Origin of the sequence: Geobacter sp., from assembly GCA_009684525.1 — a bacterium.
Lineage (GTDB): Bacteria > Desulfobacterota > Desulfuromonadia > Geobacterales > DSM-12255 > Geoanaerobacter.
Window position 1 is genome coordinate 784,063 of the sequence record WKKR01000001.1, and the last position, 26,934, is coordinate 810,996.

Here is a 26,934-nt window from a genome sequence, read left to right on the forward strand (position 1 = left end):
TTGAGGGATACTTCCCAAAATTCGGCATTGATTATCAAGGCGTTGAAGGCAGATAGAAGGCCGTTAAATCATTCAAAACAATCGGGGCTCAAAACAAATCAACAAAAACCAAATACTTCCGACGTTGAGACATAAATAAGATTTCAAAGCCCTGTAAAAGAATGCGATGTCGGTTGGCTAAAGGTATCTTTTCATCCAAGGCCAAAGCTGATTTTCTTTGACCTCATGCCCGATAAAAGTATCCTTTAATTTCTTCTCGTTTTCTTTAATTGCACCCATTATCGTCCCGATGTTAGCTTTGTACGCGTCCGTTTTCCAATCCGGCAATTTATCAATATAGATAAGGCTGTAACCCCATATCCAGAATCGCTTGTCCACACAGCGCAAGAACAGCCTGAAGGCGGCCCAAGATTTCACGCGGTCTTCTTCGGCAATAAAACGTTCAATCCAAATACGTGCCCACGAATTGCGCTTACTGCTTTCAAGTGCATCTTTTGCCACATCCATGAGCCATGATCTCCCATGGGCATCAATCCATTTTCGCAACTGCTGGCTATGATTGTCTTCAACTGAGAACCCGAGCAACCTGAGTCCACGAGCTTTATCGTAATCTAGATCGGACTCCAGCAAAGATTGTATTTTTGCGTCCAGCCATGCAGCTTTCTCGCAAGACTGCGCAAGGCAGGCGAGTTCCGACAATGACTTATCCGAATCACAGTCTGTGAGATGCTCATCCCATAGGGCCAAAACAGGAGGCGATTCCTCAGCATCAAATAGCGAGAAAAGTAGATTCTGAATATCCGTGAAAGAATCTACAATACGGGTGGTTTTGTGCTTCATAATAGCCTCGAAAAGTTTCGCTCCTGTTTCCGGTTCATGGTTCAGCAACGTAGCACAAAGACTTTCGTACAACCCTTGGCAAAATGCCAGCACGTGGCGACCTTCAGTTGTTCCATCCAAAATCGGCTGGATCCACTCTCGCCAACATAGAACTTCGCTTGCTACTACAGCATCAAGATTTCCGTTGGAGAAAGAAGTGTCAATCCAGTGATTCCCTCGTTTCTTTTCAGCCGCGTAGACCTCCAATACCTTTTTATATACCCTATCCCATTCAGCCTCTACAGCATCCGGATCAAGCGATTTATTTGACACCGCTCCGGAAGTTCCCCCCCAGGTAAACTTCGTCCACTTAATCCCTATATTTTCATTGAGATTGATGGACATGTCGTCTTCAATGTCTTCCCAACACTTACCCAGACTGATTTTGACATGGCGTAATACATCTTCAGCACTCTCAGTTGGTTTTGCAATCCGGGTCCATATGACATGAAGTCGAAGCGCATAGTCTGCAACTTCCTCCTGACGATTGCCACGCTCCTTTACCGCATATCCCAACCATTTCAGAGAAATTCTGCAAGCCAATTCCTCAAATGAAATGTCATTGGCAAACCTGGCCAGCAAGATGCTCCCCCACCCGTTTTCATAATCACAATTCTCTCCATGGATCTTCCAGCCGCTTCCTATGATTTTTTGGGCTGCCAACTGGTCATTTGTATTACAGATGATTTCAATGCATAAATAGCGGATTATTGAATTATCACTCTGAAACAACTTCAACAAGCTTTCCCTTAAAGATTCATCCAGGCTGTTAATCGCTTTTGCTAAATGCTCCAATTGGGCATAGCACTCTTCCGGACGCGAACCGTCGTACATATCCAACGCCCTAATTATGGGTGCCAAACTTGTGGACTCAATTTTACGATAACGCGCTTGCATTTTTGAGAAATATCCTGTTTTGCTCCCCCGCTCTCTCAACAATAAAAACTGTTCGTCTGCTGGTCTGTCAAAAACCACCATGGGAAATAGGGTCAATTCCGCACTTTCAGTCTCGCTGCCTTCAGCAGCTAAAGATCCACGCCAAACCTTCAAAATCTGCTCATGCTCAGTGTTTGTAAAAATAGGCATATGTTCGTAGAGCTTACTTGCAAGTAGCCTGCACGACAAATAATCTGATCCATTCAATTGCTCAGTCAATTTTCGGAATAACTCTGCATAACGTTCCGGTTTATATGCACATAAAGCCGGTTCCATATCTCTTAAGGCAATATCCTCTATAGTCTGCCCAAGATGTGATCGTATTTGCGTCAAATCAATCTGACTGCTCGCAGTATCAATTTTTGTTGCGAATTCTTCCGGAAGCGTACAAAGCGGATTTATTGCTACTTCCCGTAGGTTCTCGGCAATGACAATTGGAGCTAATTGCGCTTTTTGCAGGCAATCGAGATAGTTATCCTCACTCCAAAGGTAGTTGGTAGAGTTGTTCCGGTGTTCTTCCCAAAACTTCTTATGCCATGACCGAAAAGACAGTTCTTCAGGAATGGTTTCACGCAGAGCGATGGAATCTTCGCTACATATCCAAAAGAGCAGGTAATCGGCAACGCGGAAGGCAAGGCTCTGGCATGTCGCCATGAACTCTCCTGAATTCATCAAGAGGGCTGTTTGGACTTTGCCAGGTGCAGTGCGTACTATCCATCTATAATCAACGTTTGAGCCACCCATGACGGCAGTGGCGATGGCGCCATTACAAAGTCCCTGCACAAAAGGTTCACGATCGAAATGTGAAATTACCGATTCCGCAACCTTGGCAAGTTGAAGCAACCTTTGGTCGGCAACTATTTCAATGCGGTGGCCGAAAAGTTCCATAGCCCCTATCTCGACTTGCTGGCCAAGGCGCTCCTCAACTTCTTTGATCAATCCTTCTTTTTTTGACTCATCACGTTCGAACCAACCTCGATATCCAAGAGGGTGAACAAAGCTGAGCCAACGCTCGAAGGTCGTAATCATTTCAGCCTTAACATGCTCAAAATTGTGGCGCTGCAGCAAGGCGCTCATCAGGTGATCCTCGACTTCTCGGTAATTGCCGAAGTTCCCCCAGAGGTCTTCCATGATCTGAAAATAGATATGAGGTTTCAGGGGGAAATATGCGCTTACACGCTCTGAATCCGCCTCATCCAGATTGCGCCCAGATATCCAATTCCGGAATAAGGCGCGACACCCTACATCAGGAAACCCTTCCGTTAAGAGCGAATGAAACAGCGCCATAGCGCAGATTTGCACCAGGCGGTCACTATCCGGATGTTGCCCTAAACGTTCGGCGATTATTTCTTCAATTTCCAGGAGGTCATCTTTACCGCTCTCTTCAATTTCACTTGCCAGAAGGAGCCCTAATCCCAATATCAAAGGATTTGCCGCAACTTCAAATTTCCCCCCCGCTATTTCCTTCAATATGCCTGAAGAGACAAGTTCATTTCGGATTTCGGCTTGATTACCGTATGTAGCCAATGTTTGGGCAAGTTGCTTTATACTGACGCGTTCTCCGAATTTCTGCACGACATCGGTAATGATTGCCTGAAATTCAGCATGAGAAATCTTGACTGAAGGCAGACGCTTACGACCAATCCGATCTTTCCAGTCCTCATAAATCAAACGATCAATAGTGACGTCATCTCCTGATTCTTCAAGTTGATCTTTCAAACGTACAGCCATATCAAAATAACGCGGCTTGGCAACCAATTTAAGGACGCGATCACTAAAAAAGGCTCTTGTCAGATGGTGACGGGTAAGCGCCTGATCCAATTCACCATCACTGAAAGGAGATAACTTCCAAACCGATACGCTCACGTCATATTCCTTTGCGAGATGCTCATGCCAATAACCGGTACGGCAACTGATTAGAAGAGCAATGTTTTTGCGATATGGTGAAATAAGGTAGTTATCGAACAGGTCACGCCAATCTATCGATGGTCGTTCATTGAGACCATCCAACACCAGCACAATTTGCGGAATATTATCTGCTGAGTTCCGTAGAAATAATTTTAGACGGTTTTTCCACTCCATAGCTGAGACAGACTCATTTACCCTTGCCATAGCTTCAGCCATTTCAGTTATAAAGTCATCTGCATTTGAGACTTTTGTAGCAGATATGAAAATTACCGGCATTTGTTGCCCGGCGAGAGAAATAGTCTTTGCAATCCACGACGTAAGTGCCCAACTTTTCCCATCTCCTTCTTCGCCTAAAAGCACAAATGGGCGGTGATGTTCTTTCCATCCAGACCACCAGGTGTCCATGGTTTTATTGGCTTCGTGACGTTGAATGTAGTGGCTGTCAGGATGCAAGACAGTGAGATCTTGGCCAAAGTTGGCTGAGGAAAGTTTCTTGTTGGCAAGGCAAGCAAGCATCCAGTTAGAATGCTTTGCCGTCCAGCTACGACTATAATTACTGATGATTTTGCAAAGCTCTTCAACTTTGAGATTGTATTCAGCAAGATTACCCTGAACTGCATGAGACTGGATTAAAGCAAGCTGGCTGAGCTCACCCAAATCCGCTTCAGACAACTGCCCAGCTCCACCAACCAGAACAGGGACAACAAGCGGTTTCGTCACAATTTCAGTTTCTTTTCGATGAAGAGCACTCATAACCTCGTGTCGAACGAAATCCTTTGCATCATTAAGCCGTTTTCGGTTTTCCTCTGACAACCAATCTGGGCCGATTATCACAAGGATTACTTCTGCCGAGTCAAGCGCGTTTTGAATTGCAATCGGGAAATCCTCTCCAGACTCAATCCCTGACTGATCGTAGAAGATATCTTCGGCGTCAAACAATTGGGTCAGACGGTCGTAGAGGCGGCCTGTGTAGCCGCCTGTGTCTTTTCTGCGATAACTGATGAAAATTGATGTCGATGCCGACCCCACGTCGCGTATTTCACCTGAATCGCTCACAACATCCCCTCCATCTTCCCCAAATACCGCTTCTTCAGCTCATCAACAAAACGCAGCATAACCGGCTGATTCTCAAACTTTTCCCCGATGCACCATTCAAGCGCATGAACGCCTTTTCTAATCCGGTCATTGAGTTGCGAAGTAAGCTTATCAGCCTTGGCGGAACCGACACCAGAGACGATCAGATCCTTGACCCCGCTGATTACTCCGTAGGTTTCGACAATCAATGAGGCCAATGAATTAATTACCTTTCCGGTACGCCGCGCCCGCTTCTGGCGTAGCCGGTTGGGGAGTTCTGCCTCGATAGCACGCAAATACTCGCTGTGCAACTCCTGCTCGTATTCCAGCAGTTCATCCATCAGCAACACAAGCCGTTCGGGATCGTTCAGGGTCAGACCATCCTTGGTGCGCTGCTGGATCAGGTTGTATTTCCTGATGAAATGCTCATCGTTCGCGATGCGATGCAGGTGGATTGTATCCACAATGGTCAGCGCATCGAGGAAGTCGGTGGGAAAATGGGTGGAAGTCGCGGTTTTAACCGTATCTATGAATATCTTGAAGAATATTTCATGCTCCGTGAGAGAAACGGTTTTTTCTTCCAAGTCGGTGAAACTGAAATCGATAATGTTCTCCTGGGGCAAGACTCCCTCGGATTGAACAGCCTTGGCGCCGGAAAGATAGTAGAGAAAATCGGCATAGGCATTGACAATTTTACGGAAGTGGAGATTACCGTGCCGCTGGGTTGCGAGGTAGATCGCCCCGCGGCTTAAAGTGGGCAAATTTTCAAGTTCACGGCAGATGATTTCCGGGACTGTCAGACCCTGGCGTTGCAGATGAATGGTGACAAGACTATTGCCATCGCGCAAATCGCCAATTAGGCGCTTTTTGAGCCAACCGCTGGTATCACCCGGATGCCAGCGCACCGGCAGGGCAGACTCATCAAGCAACTGTGCCATCTCCTGCTGCTCGGCTCCCAGGTACAACTCGCGCTCACTATTCTCCTCGGCATGCTGCTTTGCTTCCAGGAATGCGCCGCACGAAGCATAGTCGTCTCTGAGCGCCGGCACAATGATCCGTTCGCTAAACAGCTCCGGATATGGAAGGAGCAGCTCTCTGGCAAGCTCCGATTCCAGAAGATGCGACGTAGCAATCACCATGTGCCCCTTGGTCAAGGCGAGAAGCTTCATTTTCCGCTCAAGGGAGCGGACTATTTCCTCGACGTCTTCCTCCGCCCATGCTACCTGGCTGTAAGTTGCCCGATCAAATTCGGTGAAGTAGACGCGATTGGAGTTCAGTTGTTCGGGCTGCATAGGATTAATAACCACCAGTTTCTTTTCCAAATATTAATAACCAAGTTGCCGATAAACTTCATCTTTGTAATGGTAATTACCTGATTCCTTCATTTTGTAATTCTCCAAGGCATAGGCAATGATCTTGGGTGAATACGGGACAAAGATTGCTCCAATATCTCGAATAACTGGTGGGCATGTCTTTTCGACTACCTGACGTGCTCCATCAAGATTAACTCCGATTATCGTACATCCCTTTTCAATAGCAATTTCAGCTTCCCATCGAACGTACTTATATTTGTTGCGCGTATCCTCACCAATTAACATCACGTATTTGCCCGCCATATTGATCCTCTCTCGGCATTTACGCTTTATGTAGACTTCGTCTTCTGAATTGATCTCAGAAGAAAGCTGGAAGTCGGAAAAATTGAAATCAATATGCTCATGTTCCTTCCAGGCCAGCATCAGCCGGTAATTGCGAATGTCGGTACTGCTGAAACCTATGAAAGTTCTTGGAAGTCCCATAATATGCCCCTTTCAAACCTTGTTGAGCGCGACTTATTGCCACTTGAATAGTTGGCCTGCATCCAGTCGACAAAGCATCGGTATTTATGCGTGTAGAGCTATTCGTAAAGGTTCTTAGTATATGTTTGACCGTCGTACCCTGGAGGTCTGTCTGGCTCGTGTCGGCTGCAGACAAAAAACTTTGTAACCAAAAGCCAGTCAACCTTTCTCAAATTTCAAAGTTATCACATTCAATCCTTTTGACTTACTTCTCAACCAAGAATATCTGAGAGGGATCAACGTCTTCGCGACAGCATAATTGGGGAATTTGCTCCTCCGGTACTTTGGTAAATTTCAGGGCGGTGCTTGCCTGGGCTATGGCATCTTTAAGAGAGCGCCCAGAGGCAACAGCCTGATAGAAGATGCCATAAAATGTCGTGGCGTCATTTTCATAAATCTCGGTTTTTACACCGATAGCGCAAGGTACAACCTTTGCAATGGTCGCTGCGCAGCGCAATGAAAAGCAGGTATCGATGACCACAAGCTTTAAACCGTGATCCAGGGATTGGAACATTCCGGCAAGTGCCATATCTGATACGGTAGTCAAACCACCATGATCCGTGCGCATCAGGATGTCGCCGCCGTTTTGCTTCCCGCTAAAATGAAAAACGTCCGGAGCCTCGCGGTTCAATTCCTGAAAGAGCGAATTTACATGCGCTTCAAAGACTCCTTTGAATTTTACGGATTTTGGGAAGCGCGCCTGCTCTATGCTCCGTTCCATTTCCTGTAACTGAGCACGTGGAGAGAGACCACCTACTTGCGGTGCCAGGAAGAGGACTGAAAGAGGCCCCTTGGATGTTGAGATGATAGGTTGTTTGTGCGAGATATCGTCATGCACGGCTCCTGGGAAATCAGGTCTCTTTCGAAAGGTTGGTTCAGCCCCAAGTTTCCGCGTTAATGTAAGGTATGCTTCCACCCCACTCAATAGAGAGTTCCTAGCGTCATCGATGGACTTTCCTACCAAATCAATATAAATCCGATTTTGAAGAAAAATACCAGGGTCACATGGCGCTACTCGTACAGCAAGAAGACGATTTGCGTCGCCAGTTAGCGCAGCATCGAGTTCTTGCTGGCAATACTTGGAACTAAAATATTTTTGAGAAAATAATGCAAGTGTACATTCCGCTTCTGCAGCTTCACGCATTTTTTCAATAAAATTCATACCAGGAGCGAAATCTTTGAACTGAGCGATGCAACGATATCGTGGCTTGGCGTTTTGCAGCTCCCATACAATCCACTGTGCCCACTTCAAATCCTCACCAGTATAACTGACGAAAAAGACACTGTCGTTACGCGGCGGCATATATCCTCCAGTTATGGACCTTCATGAATTCGGCAATCATTCCCTCGGATCCCCCGGGTTAAAATAAATATACGTTTAACAAGTTTATAGCCCTTGCGGAATAGGCCACTGGAGTTGAGTACAAATCTTTCTGATGATTGGCGGCGCATTGAAGCCAACCGGTCCGCTTTGATTATCTGCATTTGTGATAAAAATAGGAATTCCTCCTGCGTATCCAAAAGGCTTCACCGCCAATATCGGTTTGCAAAAATCCTTTGCGGCTTGAACCTCAAACTGGCACCATTCGCTATATGTCGCCATGCGGGCAAAAATAATGAAATAATTACACTGCCTCACCTGTTCCCTCAAAGCTGCCTTGAGTTGATTCTTTCGGTTTACATCAAGAGGGTTATGCTCTGGCACAGAATAATTGTGATGTGGAAGCCCGTATTTATTGAGTTTGTCAACCAAACTGTGGTAATCGTTTTGATAGTCCCAACGGTGGCTGATGAAAATGTTTGGTTTCGGCATGTTAGTTACCTCTTGATATTCTCGCGATTGATGGACGCATCCTATCTATAGACTTGCAAGCCAGTTTTTTACATAGATTCCACTAGTCTTATTCGGTTCAAATATTGCCGAATTACCGTCATTTGCAGTATCAATTCGCTTGTACAACTGCAAATATTCACTCCCATGGAACTTGCCTGTCGGATCAATTACCGGCACGACTAAGATTTTGTCATGAGGCTTTTTGCCATCGGCAACGCCAATCTCCCATGGCACCCATTTTGAGTCCATAGCGTTCCTGGTGGCCAGAATCAAAAAGTAATGCAGCCTGGTAATGGCACCTTTTATGCGCTCAGCAGTTTCACGATTTGTACTTCCCGGCATGTCTGAATCTTCAATGTCTATATAGATATTGACACCAAAGCTCTTCAAATGATTTTTCAGCCCCTTGGCAAGCTCCTTATCTTTGTGACTGTGGGAAAGAAACATTGTTGTTTTGGCTGTCGAAGCAGATTCGAAAACCTGGCTCGCAGATTTATTGAGTGTATACGATGATGCAAACCCTTTAAGTTGAGATTCTGTAAACACAGACTCCTCCTATCGATTGAATTCCTTTTATTTAGAAGCAGCACGGCAATTCGAGCGTTTTCAATCGCGAGTAGAAGTGGTTACTGATTTACCTGCAAACTGCTTTTAACTTTCTTTAACATCCTTACGACATGGCTATCTTTTGCAAACAAGAGGTAAAAATCGAACTGTGATTTGACCGAATCGATGGTATTGGCATTGCCGTTGAGAGCAAACTGCTCCTTGTAGCTGACGATAATCTCATCAATCCTCTTTTGGGCTTTTCTGTCACTCAAATCCTCCAACAGCAGCAGGAAGAAATCGGCATCAATAACATGAATCGCTGACCAGAAATTGGGATTGTGCTCATTCTCTTCCATGCCAATTTTTCTTGCCTGCTCGACTGTCGCGACGAGGTTGGTCTCATCTACATCAATTCCATTGATATGATGTGCCGCCAACCCCATCGCCCAGTTCAATGCTGCGTAGGAATCAAGTGGATCAAGATCGAGAGCCTTGCCGTACCAGTCAATCATGGACTGCACCGTGCCATCGGCAATGGGGTCCTCACCAAGTTTGGTTTTAGGTTCTATCAACCGTTTGTAAGCGCTCCCAATCAGGCTGCACCTTTCCTTGCTTTCTCCGATCAAGGAGAGCATAGCCTTAAAGGCAGCCACTGCTTCATCGATATCGGCTATTTTTTTACGATGATCCTCCTGAGTGGTACAGATCTGTTTGGCCGTTGAACGAACATTCAAATTAAAAAGCTGCTCAAGTGCCCTGATGCTGCATTGCCCATCGTTACAACGAGCCGCGGCCTTGTAATGCTCAATAGCTGTACCAAAATTTCCTAGGGCTGAATAGGCATCACCCAAAGCATTGCGAACATCTCCGTTATTCACCATCCACTCATGGGGGATCATGCGAGCCATCTGCTCCAGCTCTTGACGAAGCGTTTCACTGTTCAGCAGTTCACCAAAATCATTTTGTTTTTTATCCCTTATCGCCCAGAGATCACACAACACCTCACGCGGCGACAAATAGAATTTACTCCCCGGCGCGCTGTCAGCGCCATTCAGGCGATAGGCAGGATCGCCGTAACACTGATAAGCGGCCCAGGTGTTATTATCTTCACCGGCAGCCTCATTCGCCACGTTACGGGCCGCAGTGACCGCTTCGCCAAAGGATGAGCCTTCAAGCATGCTGGTGTAAAATTTATCTGCAAAGGCATTGGCGGCCACATCATCCACGGCCCAACCGGCCGCTACCACGGCGCGTACCCCCATGCTGATGAATTGTACTGCAAGGCTGGCTGCGAAGAGGTTCCGATTCTCGTTGGTTTTTTCAACCTTCCCCAAAAAACAGCAATTGATGAAGACCAGTTCCGGCACGACGGCCATCTGTTCAACCTCAACCGCAGTCAGAAAGACCGGCTCCTTGTTCTGGGATGCCCCCGATTGAGGCCAGTCCAACACCATCCCGGTAACATAACGGGTTTTCTTCCAGCAATCCGGCTGATTTTGGTTTGTCAATGGGCAATTCGTTTGATTGCGCGTAATCGGATAGTTGTAGATACCATGCCCGGCCAGATGCAGAATGCGGTAATCGTCGGCAAACAGATCCGAGACAATATCAAGCGGGGTTGTGCCTATCTGCGACCTCACCTTGTAGCTGTGCTTATCCAGGATTGACGCCACGGTCCGCCCCTCTTGATTTGCTCCGGGCAACTGCGGAAGTGAGCTATTGTTTGGCAACAGTGGATCGGCAATAACCAGGGCGCGTAGCTGATAGGTACGAGCCGGACGATGGCGGAATTCTTTCAGGGAAAGCTGGCGGACCAGGCCCGAACGCAATGCCAGCGGAATCTTTTTCCCGCGTTCGCCCACATGCATCATCTCCCAGGGATAGCCGGCGGCCTGCTCATCCAACATCATCAGGGTGTTGCCCTGGTCCGGGGCTCGCTCTTTAAGGGCATTGGGGGTAATCAGGTTATAGATTGCCACCATGGCATCCTGTGAAACCGTGGTCTGGGTAACGGACTGTTCCACCAGCCGGTCAACGAGGGCGCGCTGGGTCGGTTGTACCCGCTCTTCGATACGTGCCAATCCGGTCAGTGTGGTGAATTTCATTTCGTCATCATCGTTGATGTCCACCTTGACCCGCTGCCACCAGTCATTCCCATTTTCGCACATGGCGCGACACCGTCCACCGACACCCTGACGAAGCATGGTATCGAAGTCAATATTCCCCAGTACCCCAAGGGAGGCGAATTCCCTTACGGCCCGCAGTGCTTGCAATGACCGATCCTCGTACACCTCCAGGAATTCCAGTTCCCTCAGATAAACCGGATCACCGTCCAGGTCGGTCAGCATGGTGTTGGCGCGACAAGCACCCTCAATTAGAGCACGGACGCTGTCCCGCACCCCCATACCCCAGCCGGCACCACTGCCAATTAGGATGGTGCTGACTGCAAAACCTTCCAGTTTCCCTGTGGTGGTTTTCCGTGCCGTCGGTGTGGTGGCAAATTCAAGCAACGCCCTTGCGAAACCGCTGGACAGCTGGGCTGGTGTGAGATCGCCCACCTGTCCAAGACCGATGACAAGAGCGGCGAACGTTTTATTGTTAGATTCCTGAATAAAGACCTCGCACGTCCCCTCCGGGCCGGGATAGACCCCCAGTTTGTGCCGTCGTGACAAAAGCCCCGCCAAGCGACGATCCAGCACCGCCTCGCCGCCGTTAATGGAATCTCCTACATAATGACCCACCGCCACCGGGTACTTCGCCGCCGCCAGGTCGCCATGACAGACCGTCACCCGGAATCCTTTCACTACGGTTTGCGGCCCTCGTTGCCGGAGCGGTATGAGCTCTCCCCCCATGGCTGCCTGGAGCAGCATGGTCTGATCAGGATAATAGGGAATCATCACGTCGGCCATGACTCCTGCCTTGGCGCTCTCCGCCCGCTGGGTCGGACGGGTTGCCGGCAAGAGGGTTGTCTCCCCCATGCCGATGATCTCGCCCAATCCCTTGAAAGCCTTGTCATAATTGAGCAGGTCGCCATGCTTGGCGTCCACATACCAGACCTTGACGCCGCTGGGTATGCCGGTATCCCAGAGCACCCGGCCATCACCCAGGGGCGAGCTGTCGAAGATAAGCTTGCCGTTCGTGATGGTCAGATTCGAAGGGGTGGAATCGGAGCAGCCAGCCACATAGCGGACAACATCCTTATTCAGGTCAAAATCGAACTCGTCCAACATTTCACGGTTTTCCCGGCACTTAGCCAGCGTTGCCTTATCGGGGACAGGCCAACCGTTTCCATCGGCCTTTTGCCACATTTCCCAACAGTCAGAGTTGAAGCAATTGACTTCACCTGGTTTCGGCAGCATCTCAAGAAAGCCCTCGAATCCCGAGGCGATTTTGAGGATTTCACGTTCGTTGTGATGGAGGTCGATGGTCTTGAGCATGCCGATGATGGAGTCGCGCCCGGTCAGCACATAGGGCACGGTCCACGAGCCGTTGTTGGGGGTTCCTGCCATGACCAGACGATTGCCGGTAACTGCCTTGAAGCGCTCCCACCAGCCATTGCCTTCCCACTTGGCGCTTGAGAGAACAGCCCCCATCCGTACCAGAAGACCACCCATTGAGTGGGCCATGATCCGTACCGGGCGATTGTTTGTCCTGGCGATGTTCAGCACTTGATCCATATAGGTGGCAAACTCTTTCCCTTTTTCTCGCAATGATCTGCGCCAGTCATAGGGGAAATAGAGCACCTCATGGCTAGATGAGAGGAAATCGCCCAGTTTTTTATAGGACATCTTCATCACTCCATCGGTGTCGACGCCAGACGCATCCTCGGTAAGTTTGGAGAATTCCCCCCCGGCAATCTCGCTGAAATCAAGCCAGATCCGATTCTTACCCACCTTCAGGTGCGTACCCATAATCCCCGGTACCAGGACCAAAATCGGCATTTTACCGCCGATTGAAAGGTCTTTGCGCACAAGCGGGTCACCAAATCCCTCACTAATGAAATCAATAGCGATGCCGCGGGCAATTGAATCATCCTTGTGCGGTGCCTGTGCCAGTGGCTTAAATCCGGCACCGCGTGCGTCATCTTGCAACAGGCCATTGGCCAGTTGAGCGGCGGTGATCGGCTGTTTGAAGTAGCTGAAGTGATAAACCTGCGCTCCCTGGGTATAAAAGAACCATCCACAGGGTTCCTGCTTCTTGTTATTGCGAATCGCACCGCCGTACATGGAAGGGGTATTGACCACCACATCGTTCTCGCAACCGTAAAATCCCTCCATAGCCCAGTCCGCCACCGTTCCAAGAATGCCATCGCCGTCGTAATCACCGGCGATCACCCTCAAATCTGAAGCGACTACTACTCCGGGACGATTCAGCAGCCTGACCGTGGCTGATCCGGGCATCATCGCCTCCAAACCAGGCATGACAGTTGGGTCAGTCCGTTCCTTGGCCACCGCCGCTACAAACCAGGTGATATCACTGACCCATTCCAAAACAGTTAAGGACGAAAGTCCCATATTCAGGACCGACAGATAACGATCAAGACGGCCCGAGGCCAGGGTAGTGCCGCGAGCCGGACACGCTACCCGGACGAAACGCTCCACATTAAGCTGTTTTTTCTTCAGCACGTCGGCTAGTTGACGCAAGTCGTTAAGGCTGATTCGTTGGTTCGAAGTCGATAATATATCGAAGTCTGCGTCTTCGAATGGCAACAGCGACTCGCCCTTGGCATCGATGCGGGAGGCACGGCAGAGCAGTTCACCGATCATGCCGCCGCGTGAATGGCTAACCAGATGAAGCCGTGCCCCGATTGGTAGGGCGTTTGCCAAAGCCAAGGCATTGGTGATCGGGCTTTCGGTAAAAGTCTTGTGTTCAAAAGCATAACAGCATCTTGGGTACTGTTGGTTCAAGCGCTTGCGAACATCCTGTTGATCCGTCCAGAGACCTCCAAAACTCCCTTCGGTGCTGGACATGGTTCCATGGATGAAAACCAGCAGTGGAGCATCGCCCGCCGGAAAGCTCGGGGCCGGTTCAAGTTTGAAGTCTCCTGACGAGAGTGGGCAGGTATACAGGCCATTCAATCCTTTTTTCGTGTCGATATAATCGGCAAGTTTTTCCGCCGCCATTTCTACCAGATCGATGCCGATGACCTGCAATCCCTTTACGATCCATTGGAAGATGCCGCGATCCCGCGACTTGCCTGGCAGAGTAGCTCTGATCCTTAATCTGCCCGCGTCCTCAGGACCACGGCTTGTTTTGTCGCCAAACTGTGTCCGGTAGTCGGCCACGGTCATTAACAGCTTGAAGCCCCCCTCCAGTTGCAGCTCAATCAGATCGTTGTCCTTGGCCTCGATGGTTATCTCGGGTGCCTCTGCACCACGGATAGGTGCATGCAGGTCGAATGCTGCTAGCGTTCGCGGAGTTCCTATGATTTTTTGCAATTCTGGCGAGGGGAGCGAAGTTTGGTTTGAATTTCTCTTGCCTTCGATGATCAGAGTAACGGTTGCGTGTAATTCGTCCATCATCTCCTCCTATTAAAATAAAAAGTGATGCCTTTCCAAAAACTAAAAAAGCCGCTCAATCAGCTTAAACGCTGATCCAAGCGGCTTTCATATATTATATGGCATTACTCCAGGAATACATTTGATCCCTCCAGAAGCCGTGCAACACACAACTTTAGTTGCCCGCTTGCCTTTAATGAGAACAATGGACGCAAAACATAAAAATATCGCTATCTTATCGCACACATACATCGCTAATGTCAATTATTCTAAGGCCGGTTTGCTTTTAATGTCATGCTCAATGCTGATAAGTGGGTGCAGTCTTTAAATTAGGAAAGATCGAACAGTATTGAAAATCATGTTGATTATCTTGTCGCACCGCAACCGACCTCATATTTTCTCGTTCAATCCAGACGAAACAATGAAGGAATGCATGTCAAACGACTGGCAAAACCATAAGAAATCTGTTATGTTCTGCGAGTTGAAACTTAATCCGTTACCAAACTCAAATCCAGGATTTTCCAATAAAGTGCTGACGCCTAATCTGCCGTGATTCCATAACCGAATGGCACCAAGGAACCGGAAATTATGAGCAACGAAGCCGATACCTGCCGCAAATACGTGCTCCCCAAACTGATTGACTCCGGTTGGGACAATGAGCCGCATCGGTTCAACGAGCAGGTGACCTTCACCGATGGCCGGATCGTGCTGGCCGGGAACAAGGTGAGGAGGCGTCCACAAAAGCGAGCCGACTATCTGCTCCGCTATACCCGCGATTACCTGCTCGCGGTGGTGGAAGCCAAGCCCGAGTACAAGTGCGCCGGCGACGGCCTGCAGCAGGCCAAGGAATATGCCGAGATCCTTGGGCTCAAGTTTGCCTATGCCACCAACGGCAAGGAGATCATCGAATTCGACTATCTCACCGGCCTGGAACGGCAGATTGGCTCCTTTCCCAATCCTGATGAACTCTGGCAGCGCCTTCAGATTGCCCAGGCCGTCACCCCCGAGGCAGCCAAGAGTCTCCTCTCTCCCTATTATCATCACAGTGGCAAGAGCCCCCGCTACTATCAGGAAATTGCTATCAACCGGGCCGTGCAGTCTATCCTGCAAGGGAAGAAACGGATTCTCCTCACCATGGCGACCGGCACCGGCAAGACCGTGGTCGCTTTCCAGATCTGCTGGAAACTCTGGAGCGCCCGGTGGAACGTCACCGGCGAGCACCGGCGCCCGAAGATCCTTTACCTGGCCGACCGGAACATCCTGGTGGACGACCCCAAGGACAAGATCTTCGCCCCTTTTGGCGACGCCCGCTGGAAGATCGAGAATGGTGAGGCCAACAAGAGCCGGGAGATGTACTTTGCCATCTATCAGTCCCTGGCCAAGGACGAAAACCGGCCAGGACTCTACAAGGAGTACAAGCCGGACTTCTTCGACCTGATCATCGTCGATGAATGTCACCGGGGAAGCGCCAGAGATGATAGCAACTGGCGAGAGATTCTGAACTACTTCACCCCGGCCTTCCAGATCGGCATGACCGCCACCCCGTTGCGTGAAGACAACCGGGATACCTACCTCTATTTCGGCAATCCGATCTATCAATACAGCTTGCGCCAAGGGATCGACGACGGCTTTCTCGCTCCTTACCGGGTCCACCGGGTCATCACCGACTATGATGCAGCCGGGTGGCGCCCCAGCAAGGGGGACCTTGACCGATACGGCCGGGAGATTCCTGACGATGAGTACCAGACCAAGGACTTCGAGCGTGTTGTCGCTCTGAAGGCCCGCACCGAGGCCATTGCTCGCCACCTCTCTGACTTCCTGTCGAAGAGCGATCGTTTTGCCAAGACCATCGTGTTCTGTGTGGACCAGGAACATGCCGACGAAATGCGCCGGGCTCTCGGTAATCTCAACAAGGATCTGGTAAGCCGATACCCGGATTACGTCTGCCGGGTGACATCCATTGAAGGGGACATCGGCCGTGGCCACCTGGGGAGGTTCCAGGAGCTGGAAACCGAGACCCCGGTTATCCTCACCACTTCGCAGATGCTGACCACCGGCGTCGATGCTCCCACCTGCAAAAACATCGCCTTGGCTCGGGTGATCGGCACCATGTCCGAATTCAAGCAGATCATCGGCCGGGGGACTCGGGTCAGGGATGATTACGGCAAGCTGTGGTTCAGTATCCTTGACTACACCGGCAGCGCCACCCGGCTCTTCGCAGACCCCGACTTCGACGGTGATCCGGCTTTGGTCAGTGAGGAGAAGATCGACGAAGCCGGCATCACCTATGAGACAACGGTCACGGAAGAGGCGCCGGTCGTGGAAGATGGCGGCGTCCAAGATGAATACGGACCGACCGGGGTTGTCATTGACGATGGCGAGCGGGAGCGGCGCAAGTACTACTACGAGGGCGGCCAAGTGGAGATCGCTGCTCATCTGGTCTACGAACTCGATGCGGACGGCAAACAATTGCGGGTTGTCAAGTACAGCGACTATGCCGCCGACAAGGTGCGCACCCTCTTCCCCGGCGCCATCCGGATGCGGGAGCAGTGGGCCAACCCGAAAGAGCGAGCCGAGGTGATCCGTCAGCTTGAGGAACGCGGAATCAACTTCAATGAACTGGCTGACGCAGTTGGACAACCAGAGGCCGACCCCTTCGACCTTCTTTGCCATCTTGCCTTCAATGCACCGCTCCGCACCCGTCGTGAGCGGGCCGAACGCCTGAAGCGAGACAGGAAAGACTTCTTCGATCACTATAGCCCGGAGGCTCAATCTATTCTTGAAGAACTTCTGGAGAAATATGCCCAGCATGGTACTGCGCAATTTGTTGTGCCGGATATCCTGAAGGTGCCGCCTATTTCTGAGCGTGGGAACGTGATAGAGATTGTCGGGTATTTCGGCGGGGCGGAGATGATGCGAGAAGCGGTGAATGAACTGCAAACTCTGCTCTACTCAGGTTTTTAATACGAGAGCTGTGGTATTGTGATCTGTTTCGTAGCTCCCGTGCTCTAAAATGGGATACCTGCATTGAAGTACAAGTTATTTTTAATGGTCACATGCTAATTATCCTATTTGGGAAGATCACCGTTTCATGCGCGCGCGTTCACATAGTAAAACCGGGAAACGTGGTAGACAATGGGGCCATGCCTGAGGCATAGGGGGACTCCTTAAGATTCAAACCCGAACCATGTAGTGAGATTTAGATATGCCATTGCCGAAAACAGAACGCCTAGGAGTATCAGCCTTAGACCATTTCTTCTCAGAACAAGGTTGGCTTTTCCGGGAGCAACCGACACACGACTATGGGATCGACGCACACGTTGAGATCGTGGAGAATGAACGCCCCACTGGAAAACTGATTGCTCTACAAATCAAGAGCGGCGCCAGTTTCTTTAAAGAGGAGACAGACGACTCGTACATTTTCAGGACGGACGATAAGCATGTGGCATATTGGGTCGGACATTCAATGCCTGTAGTGCTTGTCATCTACAACACTCAAACTAAAACAGCTCATTGGCAACACGTAAGCAGAGAAAATGTCGAGAGCACCGGGAAATACTGGAAGATTGAAATTCCTAAAGATAACACGCTTGCAAATGCAAAGCATACATTAGACGCTTTTGAGTCGCTAACCCAGCCCGAAAAGTACATTCGTCCGACGGAAGAATCCGAACCGGAAACGCCGGAGCCGGAACCACCAAGACCCCCGGCGCTTCCGAAAATCCAGCTCGCCAAACTCCCTGTCACCGGCGAAGATCTCTTCGGCCGGGAAAAGGAATTAAAAGCCCTGGATGAAGCCTGGCAAAATCCAAACACCACCATCCTAACCCTAGTCGCCTTCGGCGGCGTAGGCAAAACCTCTCTGGTAAACCACTGGCTCAACCGTATGGGCCGGGACAATTTCCGGGGAGCCGGCCGGGTGTACGGGTGGTCGTTTTACAGCCAGGGCGCAAAAGAAGGGACCCAGGCGTCGGCGGACGAGTTTTTCGCCCAGACATTGGAATGGTTCGGCGACCCGAACCCTGCTCAAGGCTCGCCCTGGGAAAGGGGCCTCCGGCTGGCCGGACTGGTCCGGGAATCCCGTACGCTGCTCATCCTGGACGGCCTGGAACCGATCCAGTATCCCACCGGCCCCATGCAGGGGCGGCTCAAGGACCAGGGGCTTCAGGCCTTGACACGGGAACTGCGGCAATATAATCCGGGGCTGCTCGTCATCACCACACGGGTTGCGGTGGAAGACATCGCCGACGTCGGCACAGTGAAACTGATTGACCTGGAAAACCTATCCGAAGGCGCAGGCGCCCAGTTGCTGGAAAAACTGGGCGTAAAAAGAAGCCCGGATGAACGGAAAGCCGCTGTGAGGGAATTCGGCGGCCATGCCCTGGCCCTGAACCTGCTGGGGAGGTTTATTTCCGTGGTGTACGAGGGGGACATCCGCAAACGAGACATCATTGGGGATTTGACCGAGGAAGTCAAACACGGCGGCCATGCCCGGCGGGTGATGGCATCATACGACATCTGGCTTGCGGGCACGCCGGAACTCGGTATCCTGCATCTCATGGGCCTGTTCGACCGCCCGGCCGTGAGTGGGGCAATCCGGGTTCTCCGGGAACCACCGGCCATTCCAGGACTGACGGACAAACTGGAAAACCTGTCCGACACCCAATGGCAATTCGCCCTGCAACATCTGAGAGACCTGCGCCTGCTTGCCAATAAGGATGAACACCGCCCCGACACCCTGGACTGCCATCCCCTGGTGCGAGAGCATTTCGGGGAAAAGCTGAGGCATGAAAAACCCGAAGCATGGAAGCAGGCCCATTCCCGGCTGTATGACTATTTCAGGGTACTGCCGGAAAAGACCCTGCCGGACACCCTGGAAGAGATGGAGCCACTGTTTGCGGCCGTGGCGCATGGGTGTTTGGCGGGGAGGTTTCAGGAGGTGCATGATGAGGTTATCGCCAAACGGATCAGAAGGGGAGATGCCTATTATATTAGGAAACATCTCGGGGCTATTGGATCCTGGATATCCGTGCTTTCCAATTTTTTCAATGAACCTTGGCGTTCCACGGTAACGGAACTTAATGATAGCACGGCCGCGGAAATTTTGAACAACGCAGGCTATGCCCTATTTGCCGTCGGCCGACTGCGGGAGTCGGTCCAGCCCATGCAGGCGGCTTTGGAATCGCATGTAAAGCAAAAGAATTGGGAAGAAACTACAAAAGACGCTAACAATCTCAGCGAAATCCTGCTCTCCCTGGGAGAAGTGGTAAGGGCCGTGGAATACGGCCGGCAGAGCGTGGAATTTGCCGAACGGAGCGGTGACGGGGCTCTGAAAGAAGTAAGCCTCGCCACCCTTGCCAATGCCCTTTACCAACAAGGCAGTCTTTCGGAAGCCGAAAGTCTGTTCATCGAAGCCGAAACCCATTTGAAGGAAAGGCAACCGGAATATTTCTATATCTATGGGCGGCTGGGATATCGCTACTGCGACCTGCTGCTAAGACGGGGGCGGTATGGGGAGGTGAGGAAGCGCTCGGAAAAGACATTGGGATGGGCGAGACAGGGTGGGTTGAGTCTGCTCGCACTTGCCCTTGACAACATCTCTATCGGCAGATCCTTCCTGCTCCAGGCGGTCAAGGAAAAAACCGATGATGACATATTGAACGTAGCCGGGAAATACCTGGACCGGGCCATCGAGGGGTTGCGGGCGGCCGGACAGTTGGACAATTTACCCCATGGCCTTCTGGCACGTGCCCACCTGCATCGGGTCATACACGACTTTGCCAAGGCCCATACCGATCTGGAAGAGGTGCGGGAACTTGCAGAATGGGGCGAAATGAAACTGCTTCTTGCCGACTTTCACCTGGAATCGGCGCGGTTGGCATGGGACAGGTTGGCAAAAGAGGGCACCCCCAAGCTAAAAACAGACCTGCAAACCAAATTGAAAACACATGTGCGGGAAGCACGGAGATTGATCGAGGAGACCGGGTATGGACGGCGGAATGGGGAGATAGCGGAGTTGGAAGGGGCAGTGCAGGATAACCTAGAAATTTGAAGCAGTCCAGGCATGATTACGTCCTTTATAAAATAGTCAAATGCCTTCCTAAGCAAAGCAACATAAGAAACGAATGGCTAACCTCCTGTTTGGAGCTGGTTGATAAAACTAAAGATTTCTCTTTGGTCGAGTCATTGATACTCGTACTTGGTCAAGAAGCAAAGAATTATCCAGGCTTGATAATGATTGCTACTGATCACGCGAGAACTCATCGACAGATGAGAAGAGTGCTCTTGAATGCCTGCAATCTGAAAGTGGACATGGCCAACAAGGCGGCGGCACACAGCCGCTGACGAGCTGATGCGCCTCCACACAGTTCTAACAAGGAAATATTGAAATGAGGATAAATAGAACCCAACCATCGCAAAAGACGGTGAAAAGATTGTTCGCAATGTCAGGTGGCATTTGTGCTTTTCCTGGGTGCAGAACACATCTTATTAATTTAGCTTCAGGTGCCTTGTTGGGCGAGATGTGTCATATTCGGGCCGCATCTCCAGGTGGCCCCCGATTTCAACCAGATCAAGACGATGAAGAACGCAACGCAGATGAAAATCTTCTTCTTTTATGTCCAACTCACCATAGCCTGATAGATCAAGATCCAGTTAACTACACGGTAAGTAAACTTATAGAAATTAAAACAGCGCACGAAGCATGGGTCTCTGACCGCTTAACTCAGTCAGCAGTGATAATCGACGACCAGCAGGCTACGGACTTTGCACGACAGGTTCGTGAATCATCCGTTGATTTTGCAATTGTAGTAGCCTTGGACAAGGAATTCGCAGCACTCATGCATTTTTTCCCTGAACTTAAACGGACATTGGTGCCTGGGTGTGATGTGAGAACCTACTATACAGCGACGATCCCAACCGCATTAGGTGGACAGTATCGAATAGTTGCTACGCTATTACATTCGATGGGGAACCTTGATGCAGCCCATGCGACAGCTGATCTGATTCGAGACTGGAGTCCGCGGTTTGTAATTGTAAACGGAATTGCTGGTGGGCTGAATCCCGAAGCACAATTTTTCGGAGATGTGGTCGTCTCAGACTCCATAATCTATTATGAGCCAGGGAAAATATCCAGGACGGGTGTTGCGACCCGCAACAAACAGTTTCAAGCAGACCCTAGCCTACTTGATGGTTTGTTGAGCCTTCGAGATTCGACTTGGAAAATGCGACTGCCTTCTAGACCTGATGGAAAAACGTCAAGTCACTCTTTGCCACAACTCCATTTTGGACCAATTGCGTCAGGTGAAAAGGTAATTGCATCTTCAGTAGAAGCTGATCGACTTCGCTCAACACATGGGAAACTGATAGCTGTGGAGATGGAGAGTGCAGGTGTTGCATCAGCCGCGTTTAGTGCAATAAAGCGAATTGGCTTTCTAACCATCCGCGCAATTTGTGATTTCGCTGACGAAAAAAAACATGATAATTGGCATCACTATGCGGCACAAGCAGCCGCATCCTGCCTCCGGGCATTTTTAGAAAGCCGTCCTGTAAGTCCATCTGAAGGAAGTTGGCCAGAAATAGCTGTTTCGATACCTCTAATTGATTCAGTTGAAACTCGACGACGCCTTTTTGAGACATTAAAACATGCTGTTGATCAAGAAGAATTCAAAAACTTCTGTTTCCTTATTGGTGTAGACTTCGACGATTTGCCTGGTGATAGAAAGTCTGCTCGCGTCAGGGAACTCATTCTGTTGTTTGAGAGACGTGGAGAAATACATGTGCTTGAGTCCGCGATAGCTGAACTAGTTCATGATAACAAGGTATAATCGGAAAATTCACCGGGCCAAAAACCGCCCGGTGGTGATCTCCCACCACGTTAGGTCAGAAAATATAAAAGTGCTAATGAGGGTGAAGTAAAATGAGTTCAAACGATAACAGAGACGATTTCACACAAGACACCATTGCACGACTACGGTTAAGAGTTGCTGGCAGATGTTCCAATCCTGCCTGTAGAGTCCCAACAACAGGCCCGACATCCGATCCGCAAAAGGTTAATAACATTGGAGTTGCTGCGCACATCTGTGCAGCCGCTCCAGGCGGTCCAAGATATAATACTTCAATGACGTCAGAGCAAAGAAAAGATATTGAAAATGGGATATGGCTATGTTCCAGCTGCTCGACAGACATTGATAGAGACCCCGTCCTTTACAAAGAAGATGTTCTTCATCAGTGGAAGGCTGAGACTGAAAGATTAGCTCGCGAGGAAATGGGGAAAAAACTTCCAGACAAAAATGATGCTATAAACACAGTCGCAGCAGCCTTAACCGGCCTCCCTACTTCATTCATCCCCAATGCTATCGAAAATGTTTGCGTGGCATCATCTCGTGCACTCGAAAATCTTGATCCTAGATTTCAAGTTAAGGCTTCATACGAGAAGGGTCACACGGCTTTTTCGATTTATGCGAAAGAAAATGTTAAAGGCAACCTTGTCATTAATAGTGAGTTCGGACAAGAGTTCACCGATAAATACAAGGACCTTATTGCACATGGTAAAACGTTAGAGATTGACTCACGTGCAATCAAAATTACCGGCTCGAAATTACTCGAAGAAATTTTCACAGAAGCAAAAAAAGGAGTTTTTCAAATCATTCCCTCTCTGAGAAAGCCAGCCAGTCAAAAGTTATGGCTTGTAAGCAACGACAAAAGCGATATTTTCATTTTAGATGATCTAGTCGGTGAAATAACCCTTGGGGAAGATTCGTTTTCTTTTAAGGGCTATGCTTTCAATCGTTTATTAGAGTTTTCGTTTACACATCTCCATAGCGACATCAATTTAAAAGATCTCAATTTTTCAATCATAGTCGATTTCAATTGCTGGAACGGACAACAAGTTAGTTCAATGCAATACTTTGATAAAATCTATAAATTCTTTGAATTGCTCATAGTCCAAGAATGGCAACTCTTAACTAAATTTGAAATCGAGGGCAGAGAGATATTTACTGGGAAAAGCCCTAATTTTGGAGACGGGTTGAGAAACCTTTATGTCACCTTTAGATACATTTACCTTGCTAAAGAGGTGTTGAAATACATGGGGATTGAACTGCAATTCAACTCAAATTTTGAATATTCTGAAGAAGTACATGATTTGTTGTGGGAAATCTATAAAGTGGCAACAGGTCAAAACGTTTACAGTGTAGACGATATTAATGATAATCCTAGGTGTGTACTAATAGCTGACGAGCAATTAACAAATATTAGCTATTTATCCAATGTCACAGAGGCGGTGCCAATTAAAATTGAGCAACATATTACACGGGAAATAGATATTTTTGGGCAAAAGATTGCCATGCCGCCCCTTATTCATACTTTCACAAAGGTTAAACCCCGCCTTATAGGTGACATTAGCAGCATAATGCCAAATCAAGAGGTTCCTATTGAGTGGGTACCTGAAAAAGACTGTCAGTACATCATTACCCTGATGACCTAATCAGCCCCATGGACGCCGACCAAAAAACCTGGGCAGACGGGTCGTGGGGGCACCCCGTTACACTTGGGTGGCGTAACTGAAAACTAGCTCTTGCCAGTGCCCAGATTTGTCCGTGATGGGAAGTTAAACCAGACGCGAGCTTTTTGCTTTTATCGATCAATACTTCCTGAAACCGTTTCAATACAAAAAAGGATTCCAATGACCCGCACCGCAAAAACTACCCGCACCGCAAAAACTACCCAACCGCAAACCACCGCCCAACAATTGGGCTCCATCGTCAAGTCATCCCGCGACATCATGCGCAAGGACAAGGGGCTTTCCGGCGACATCGACCGGTTGCCTATGCTCACCTGGATTATGTTCCTCAAGTTCCTTGATGACATGGAACGTATTAGGGAGGAGGAAGCAATCCTTTCCGGTGAAAAATTTAGGCCGGCTATTGATTCACCCTACCGCTGGCGGGACTGGGCATTTAGGGAGGACGGCATCACCGGCGACGAATTGATCGCCTTTGTCAACAACGATGAAGCTGTCCGTCCCGATGGAACACGGGGTTCGGGGCTGTTCGCCTATCTGCGCGGGCTCCAGGGTGCCAACGGCGGCGACCGGCGCGATGTGGTGGCTACGGTCTTCAAGGGAACCATCAACCGGATGATCAACGGCTACTTGTTGCGGGACGTGATCAACAAGGTGAACGGCATCCACTTCACCTCATCGGACGAGATTCACACCCTGAGCCACCTCTACGAATCCATGCTCAAGGAAATGCGCGACGCTGCCGGCGACGCGGGTGAATTCTATACTCCCCGGCCGGTGGTCCGTTTCATGGTAGACGTGCTCAATCCTCAATTGGGTGAAACCATCCTTGACCCGGCTTGCGGCACCGGCGGCTTCCTGGTGGAGGCGTACTCTCACCTGGAAAGGCAGTGCCGAACCGTGGAGGAGCGCAAGACCCTCCAGGGAAGCAGTATCTATGGTGGCGAGGCCAAACCGCTCCCCTACCTCTTGGTGCAAATGAACCTGCTGCTCCACGGACTGGAATACCCCCGCATTGATCCAGACAACAGCCTCCGCTTTCCTTTGAATGAGATCGGCGACCGGGACCGTGTGGACGTCATCCTTACTAATCCCCCTTTTGGCGGCGAGGAAGAAAAAGGAATCCTCAACAACTTCCCGGCTGAGATGCAAACCTCGGAAACGACGCTCCTCTTCCTCCAGCTCATAATGCGCAAGCTCAGGCGGCAGCCGAAACCGGGCCGGGCCGGGGTGGTTGTTCCCAACGGTGTACTCTTCGGTGACGGTATCTGCGGTCGAGTCAAGGAGAGGCTCCTCAAGGAGTTCAACCTCCACACCATCGTCCGCCTCCCCAACGGGGTCTTTGCCCCCTACACCGGCATCCCCACCAATCTCCTTTTCTTTGATCGTTCCGGTACGACCAGGGAAGTCTGGTATTACGAGCAGCCACTACCGGAGGGACGGAAAAATTACACCAAGACCCAGCCAGTCCAGTTCGAAGAGTTTGGCGATTGCCTGTCGTGGTGGAACAGCAGAGATGAGAACGAGCGGGCCTGGCGGGTGCCGGTGGAGCGGATCATCGAAAACGGCTACAACCTGGACATCAAGAATCCCAATGGCAAAGAAGACTTCGAGCATCTGCCGCCGGAGCGGTTGGTGGAGGATATTGCCCGGAAAGAACAGCGGATACTGGAGATTATGGGCGAAATCCGGCAAGTACTGGCAGGAGGGGTTCAGTGAGCAAGTCATGGCCGTTAATGCCGTTGGGGAAGGTTCTTAGACAAGTTCGGCGTGAAGTCAAGGTTGACGCCACTACTGAATATAGTCTGCTTGGCGCGAGATGGTATTCTCTCGGTCTATACATCAAAGACCGCAAAATGGGTAATCAGATAAAAGCCTCCAATCTTTACAGAGTAGAAGCTGGCGACTTTGTTTATAATCGATTATTTGCCTGGAAAGGATCATTTGCAATTGCCAGCAAACTTGAGCATGGGTGTTTTGTTTCAAATGAATTCCCATGTTTTGAAATTGACAGGAGTCAGTTAGAACCTGGATTTTTGCAGCGATACTTCAATCTAGAAAAATCCTGGAATGAATCTCTTGGGTTAAGCTCAGGTGCAACACCCACAAGCCGTAATAGAATGAAGGAAGCAAAATTACTTAGCATAAAAATACCTCTTCCCCCGTTGGCCGAACAGCAGTGGATTGTTGCGAGGATTGAGGAATTGTCAGCGAAGATCAAGGAGGCGCGGGGGCTCAGGCGACAGGCGGTTGAGGAGGCGGAAGCTCTTTGTCGTTCAATCGTGTTCGGAGATTCAACAGCAGTTCCTACCCCCATGTACGAGCTTGTAAAACAAAGGGGACACGATGTGCAGGTGAAAGCTGACCAGACGTACCACTTCGCCGGTGTTTACTGCTTTGGTAGAGGAGTTTTCCGCGGCCAAATGAAATCGGGAACGGATTTCGCGTATAAACAGCTCGGTCAGTTGAAGGTTGGGAATTTTGTATATCCCAAATTGATGGCGTGGGAAGGGGCGTTTGGTGTAGTTCCAACAGAGTGTGATGGTCTTTTTGTCTCTCCCGAATTCCCGATTTTTGAGGTAATCGAAGAACGGGTATTGCCGGAAATTCTGGATGTATATTTCCGGACACCTTCTGTCTGGCCGAAGGTTGCGGGCGAAAGTACCGGTACTAACGTTCGAAGACGACGGCTCAATCCTAAAGATTTTCTTGCCTACAAAATGCCATTGCCATCAATGCAGACGCAGCTTCGCCTGCGTCAGGTTATGCTAAAGGTCAATTCTCTTAAGCAGTTTCAGGCTGAAACCTCCGCCGAACTTGATGCCATGCTGCCGTCGATTTTGGATAAGGCATTTCAGGGAAAGCTGTTTGATTTTTTGTCTGAGAAGTAAGCCGAAT

At 49.7% G+C, this 26,934-nt stretch carries 13 protein-coding genes; 6 read left to right on the plus strand and 7 right to left on the minus strand.

Annotated features, from left to right (window positions below):
* Positions 1-177: 177 nt before the first annotated feature.
* The 7 genes from GJT30_03505 to GJT30_03535 form a co-directional block, all read right to left on the minus strand.
* Complete coding sequence (locus GJT30_03505) at positions 178-4,779, minus strand: TIR domain-containing protein (GenBank protein MSM38675.1); 4,602 nt, start codon at positions 4,777-4,779, stop codon at positions 178-180.
* On the minus strand, positions 4,776-6,119 hold the full coding sequence (locus GJT30_03510) for a hypothetical protein (protein MSM38676.1): 1,344 nt from the start codon (positions 6,117-6,119) through the stop codon (positions 4,776-4,778). Before GJT30_03510 ends, GJT30_03505 begins: the two co-directional genes overlap by 4 nt.
* Before the next feature lie 3 nt (positions 6,120-6,122).
* Complete coding sequence (locus tag GJT30_03515; protein ID MSM38677.1) at positions 6,123-6,593, minus strand: hypothetical protein; 471 nt, start codon at positions 6,591-6,593, stop codon at positions 6,123-6,125.
* Between the two features lie 244 nt (positions 6,594-6,837).
* A complete protein-coding gene (locus GJT30_03520; GenBank protein MSM38678.1) occupies positions 6,838-7,935 on the minus strand; it encodes a TIR domain-containing protein in 1,098 nt (365 codons plus the stop codon).
* Positions 7,936-8,019: 84 nt separating this feature from the next.
* Positions 8,020-8,445: a TIR domain-containing protein gene (locus GJT30_03525; GenBank protein ID MSM38679.1), complete on the minus strand. Its 426-nt coding sequence runs from the start codon at positions 8,443-8,445 to the stop codon at positions 8,020-8,022.
* 45 nt (positions 8,446-8,490) lie between these two features.
* On the minus strand, positions 8,491-9,012 hold the full coding sequence (locus tag GJT30_03530; GenBank protein MSM38680.1) for a TIR domain-containing protein: 522 nt from the start codon (positions 9,010-9,012) through the stop codon (positions 8,491-8,493).
* Between the two features lie 80 nt (positions 9,013-9,092).
* Positions 9,093-14,537 carry a CHAT domain-containing protein gene (locus tag GJT30_03535; GenBank protein ID MSM38681.1) on the minus strand — a complete coding sequence of 1,815 codons (5,445 nt, stop codon included), beginning with the start codon at positions 14,535-14,537 and terminating at the stop codon, positions 9,093-9,095.
* A 561-nt stretch (positions 14,538-15,098) separates the two neighbouring features.
* Here GJT30_03535 and GJT30_03540 point away from each other — a divergent pair.
* The 6 genes from GJT30_03540 (at position 15,099) to GJT30_03565 (ending at position 26,927) form a co-directional block, all read left to right on the plus strand.
* On the plus strand, positions 15,099-17,477 hold the full coding sequence (locus GJT30_03540) for a DEAD/DEAH box helicase (protein MSM38682.1): 2,379 nt from the start codon (positions 15,099-15,101) through the stop codon (positions 17,475-17,477).
* Positions 17,478-17,718: 241 nt separating this feature from the next.
* Complete coding sequence (locus GJT30_03545; protein MSM38683.1) at positions 17,719-20,565, plus strand: DUF4365 domain-containing protein; 2,847 nt, start codon at positions 17,719-17,721, stop codon at positions 20,563-20,565.
* 391 nt (positions 20,566-20,956) lie between these two features.
* On the plus strand, positions 20,957-22,339 hold the full coding sequence (locus GJT30_03550) for a hypothetical protein (protein ID MSM38684.1): 1,383 nt from the start codon (positions 20,957-20,959) through the stop codon (positions 22,337-22,339).
* Positions 22,340-22,431: 92 nt separating this feature from the next.
* Positions 22,432-24,000 carry a hypothetical protein gene (locus tag GJT30_03555; protein ID MSM38685.1) on the plus strand — a complete coding sequence of 523 codons (1,569 nt, stop codon included), beginning with the start codon at positions 22,432-22,434 and terminating at the stop codon, positions 23,998-24,000.
* Positions 24,001-24,198: 198 nt separating this feature from the next.
* Complete coding sequence (locus GJT30_03560; protein ID MSM38686.1) at positions 24,199-25,755, plus strand: N-6 DNA methylase; 1,557 nt, start codon at positions 24,199-24,201, stop codon at positions 25,753-25,755.
* On the plus strand, positions 25,752-26,927 hold the full coding sequence (locus GJT30_03565) for a restriction endonuclease subunit S (GenBank protein MSM38687.1): 1,176 nt from the start codon (positions 25,752-25,754) through the stop codon (positions 26,925-26,927). The genes GJT30_03560 and GJT30_03565 overlap by 4 nt, the downstream gene beginning before the upstream one ends.
* Positions 26,928-26,934: the final 7 nt, after the last annotated feature.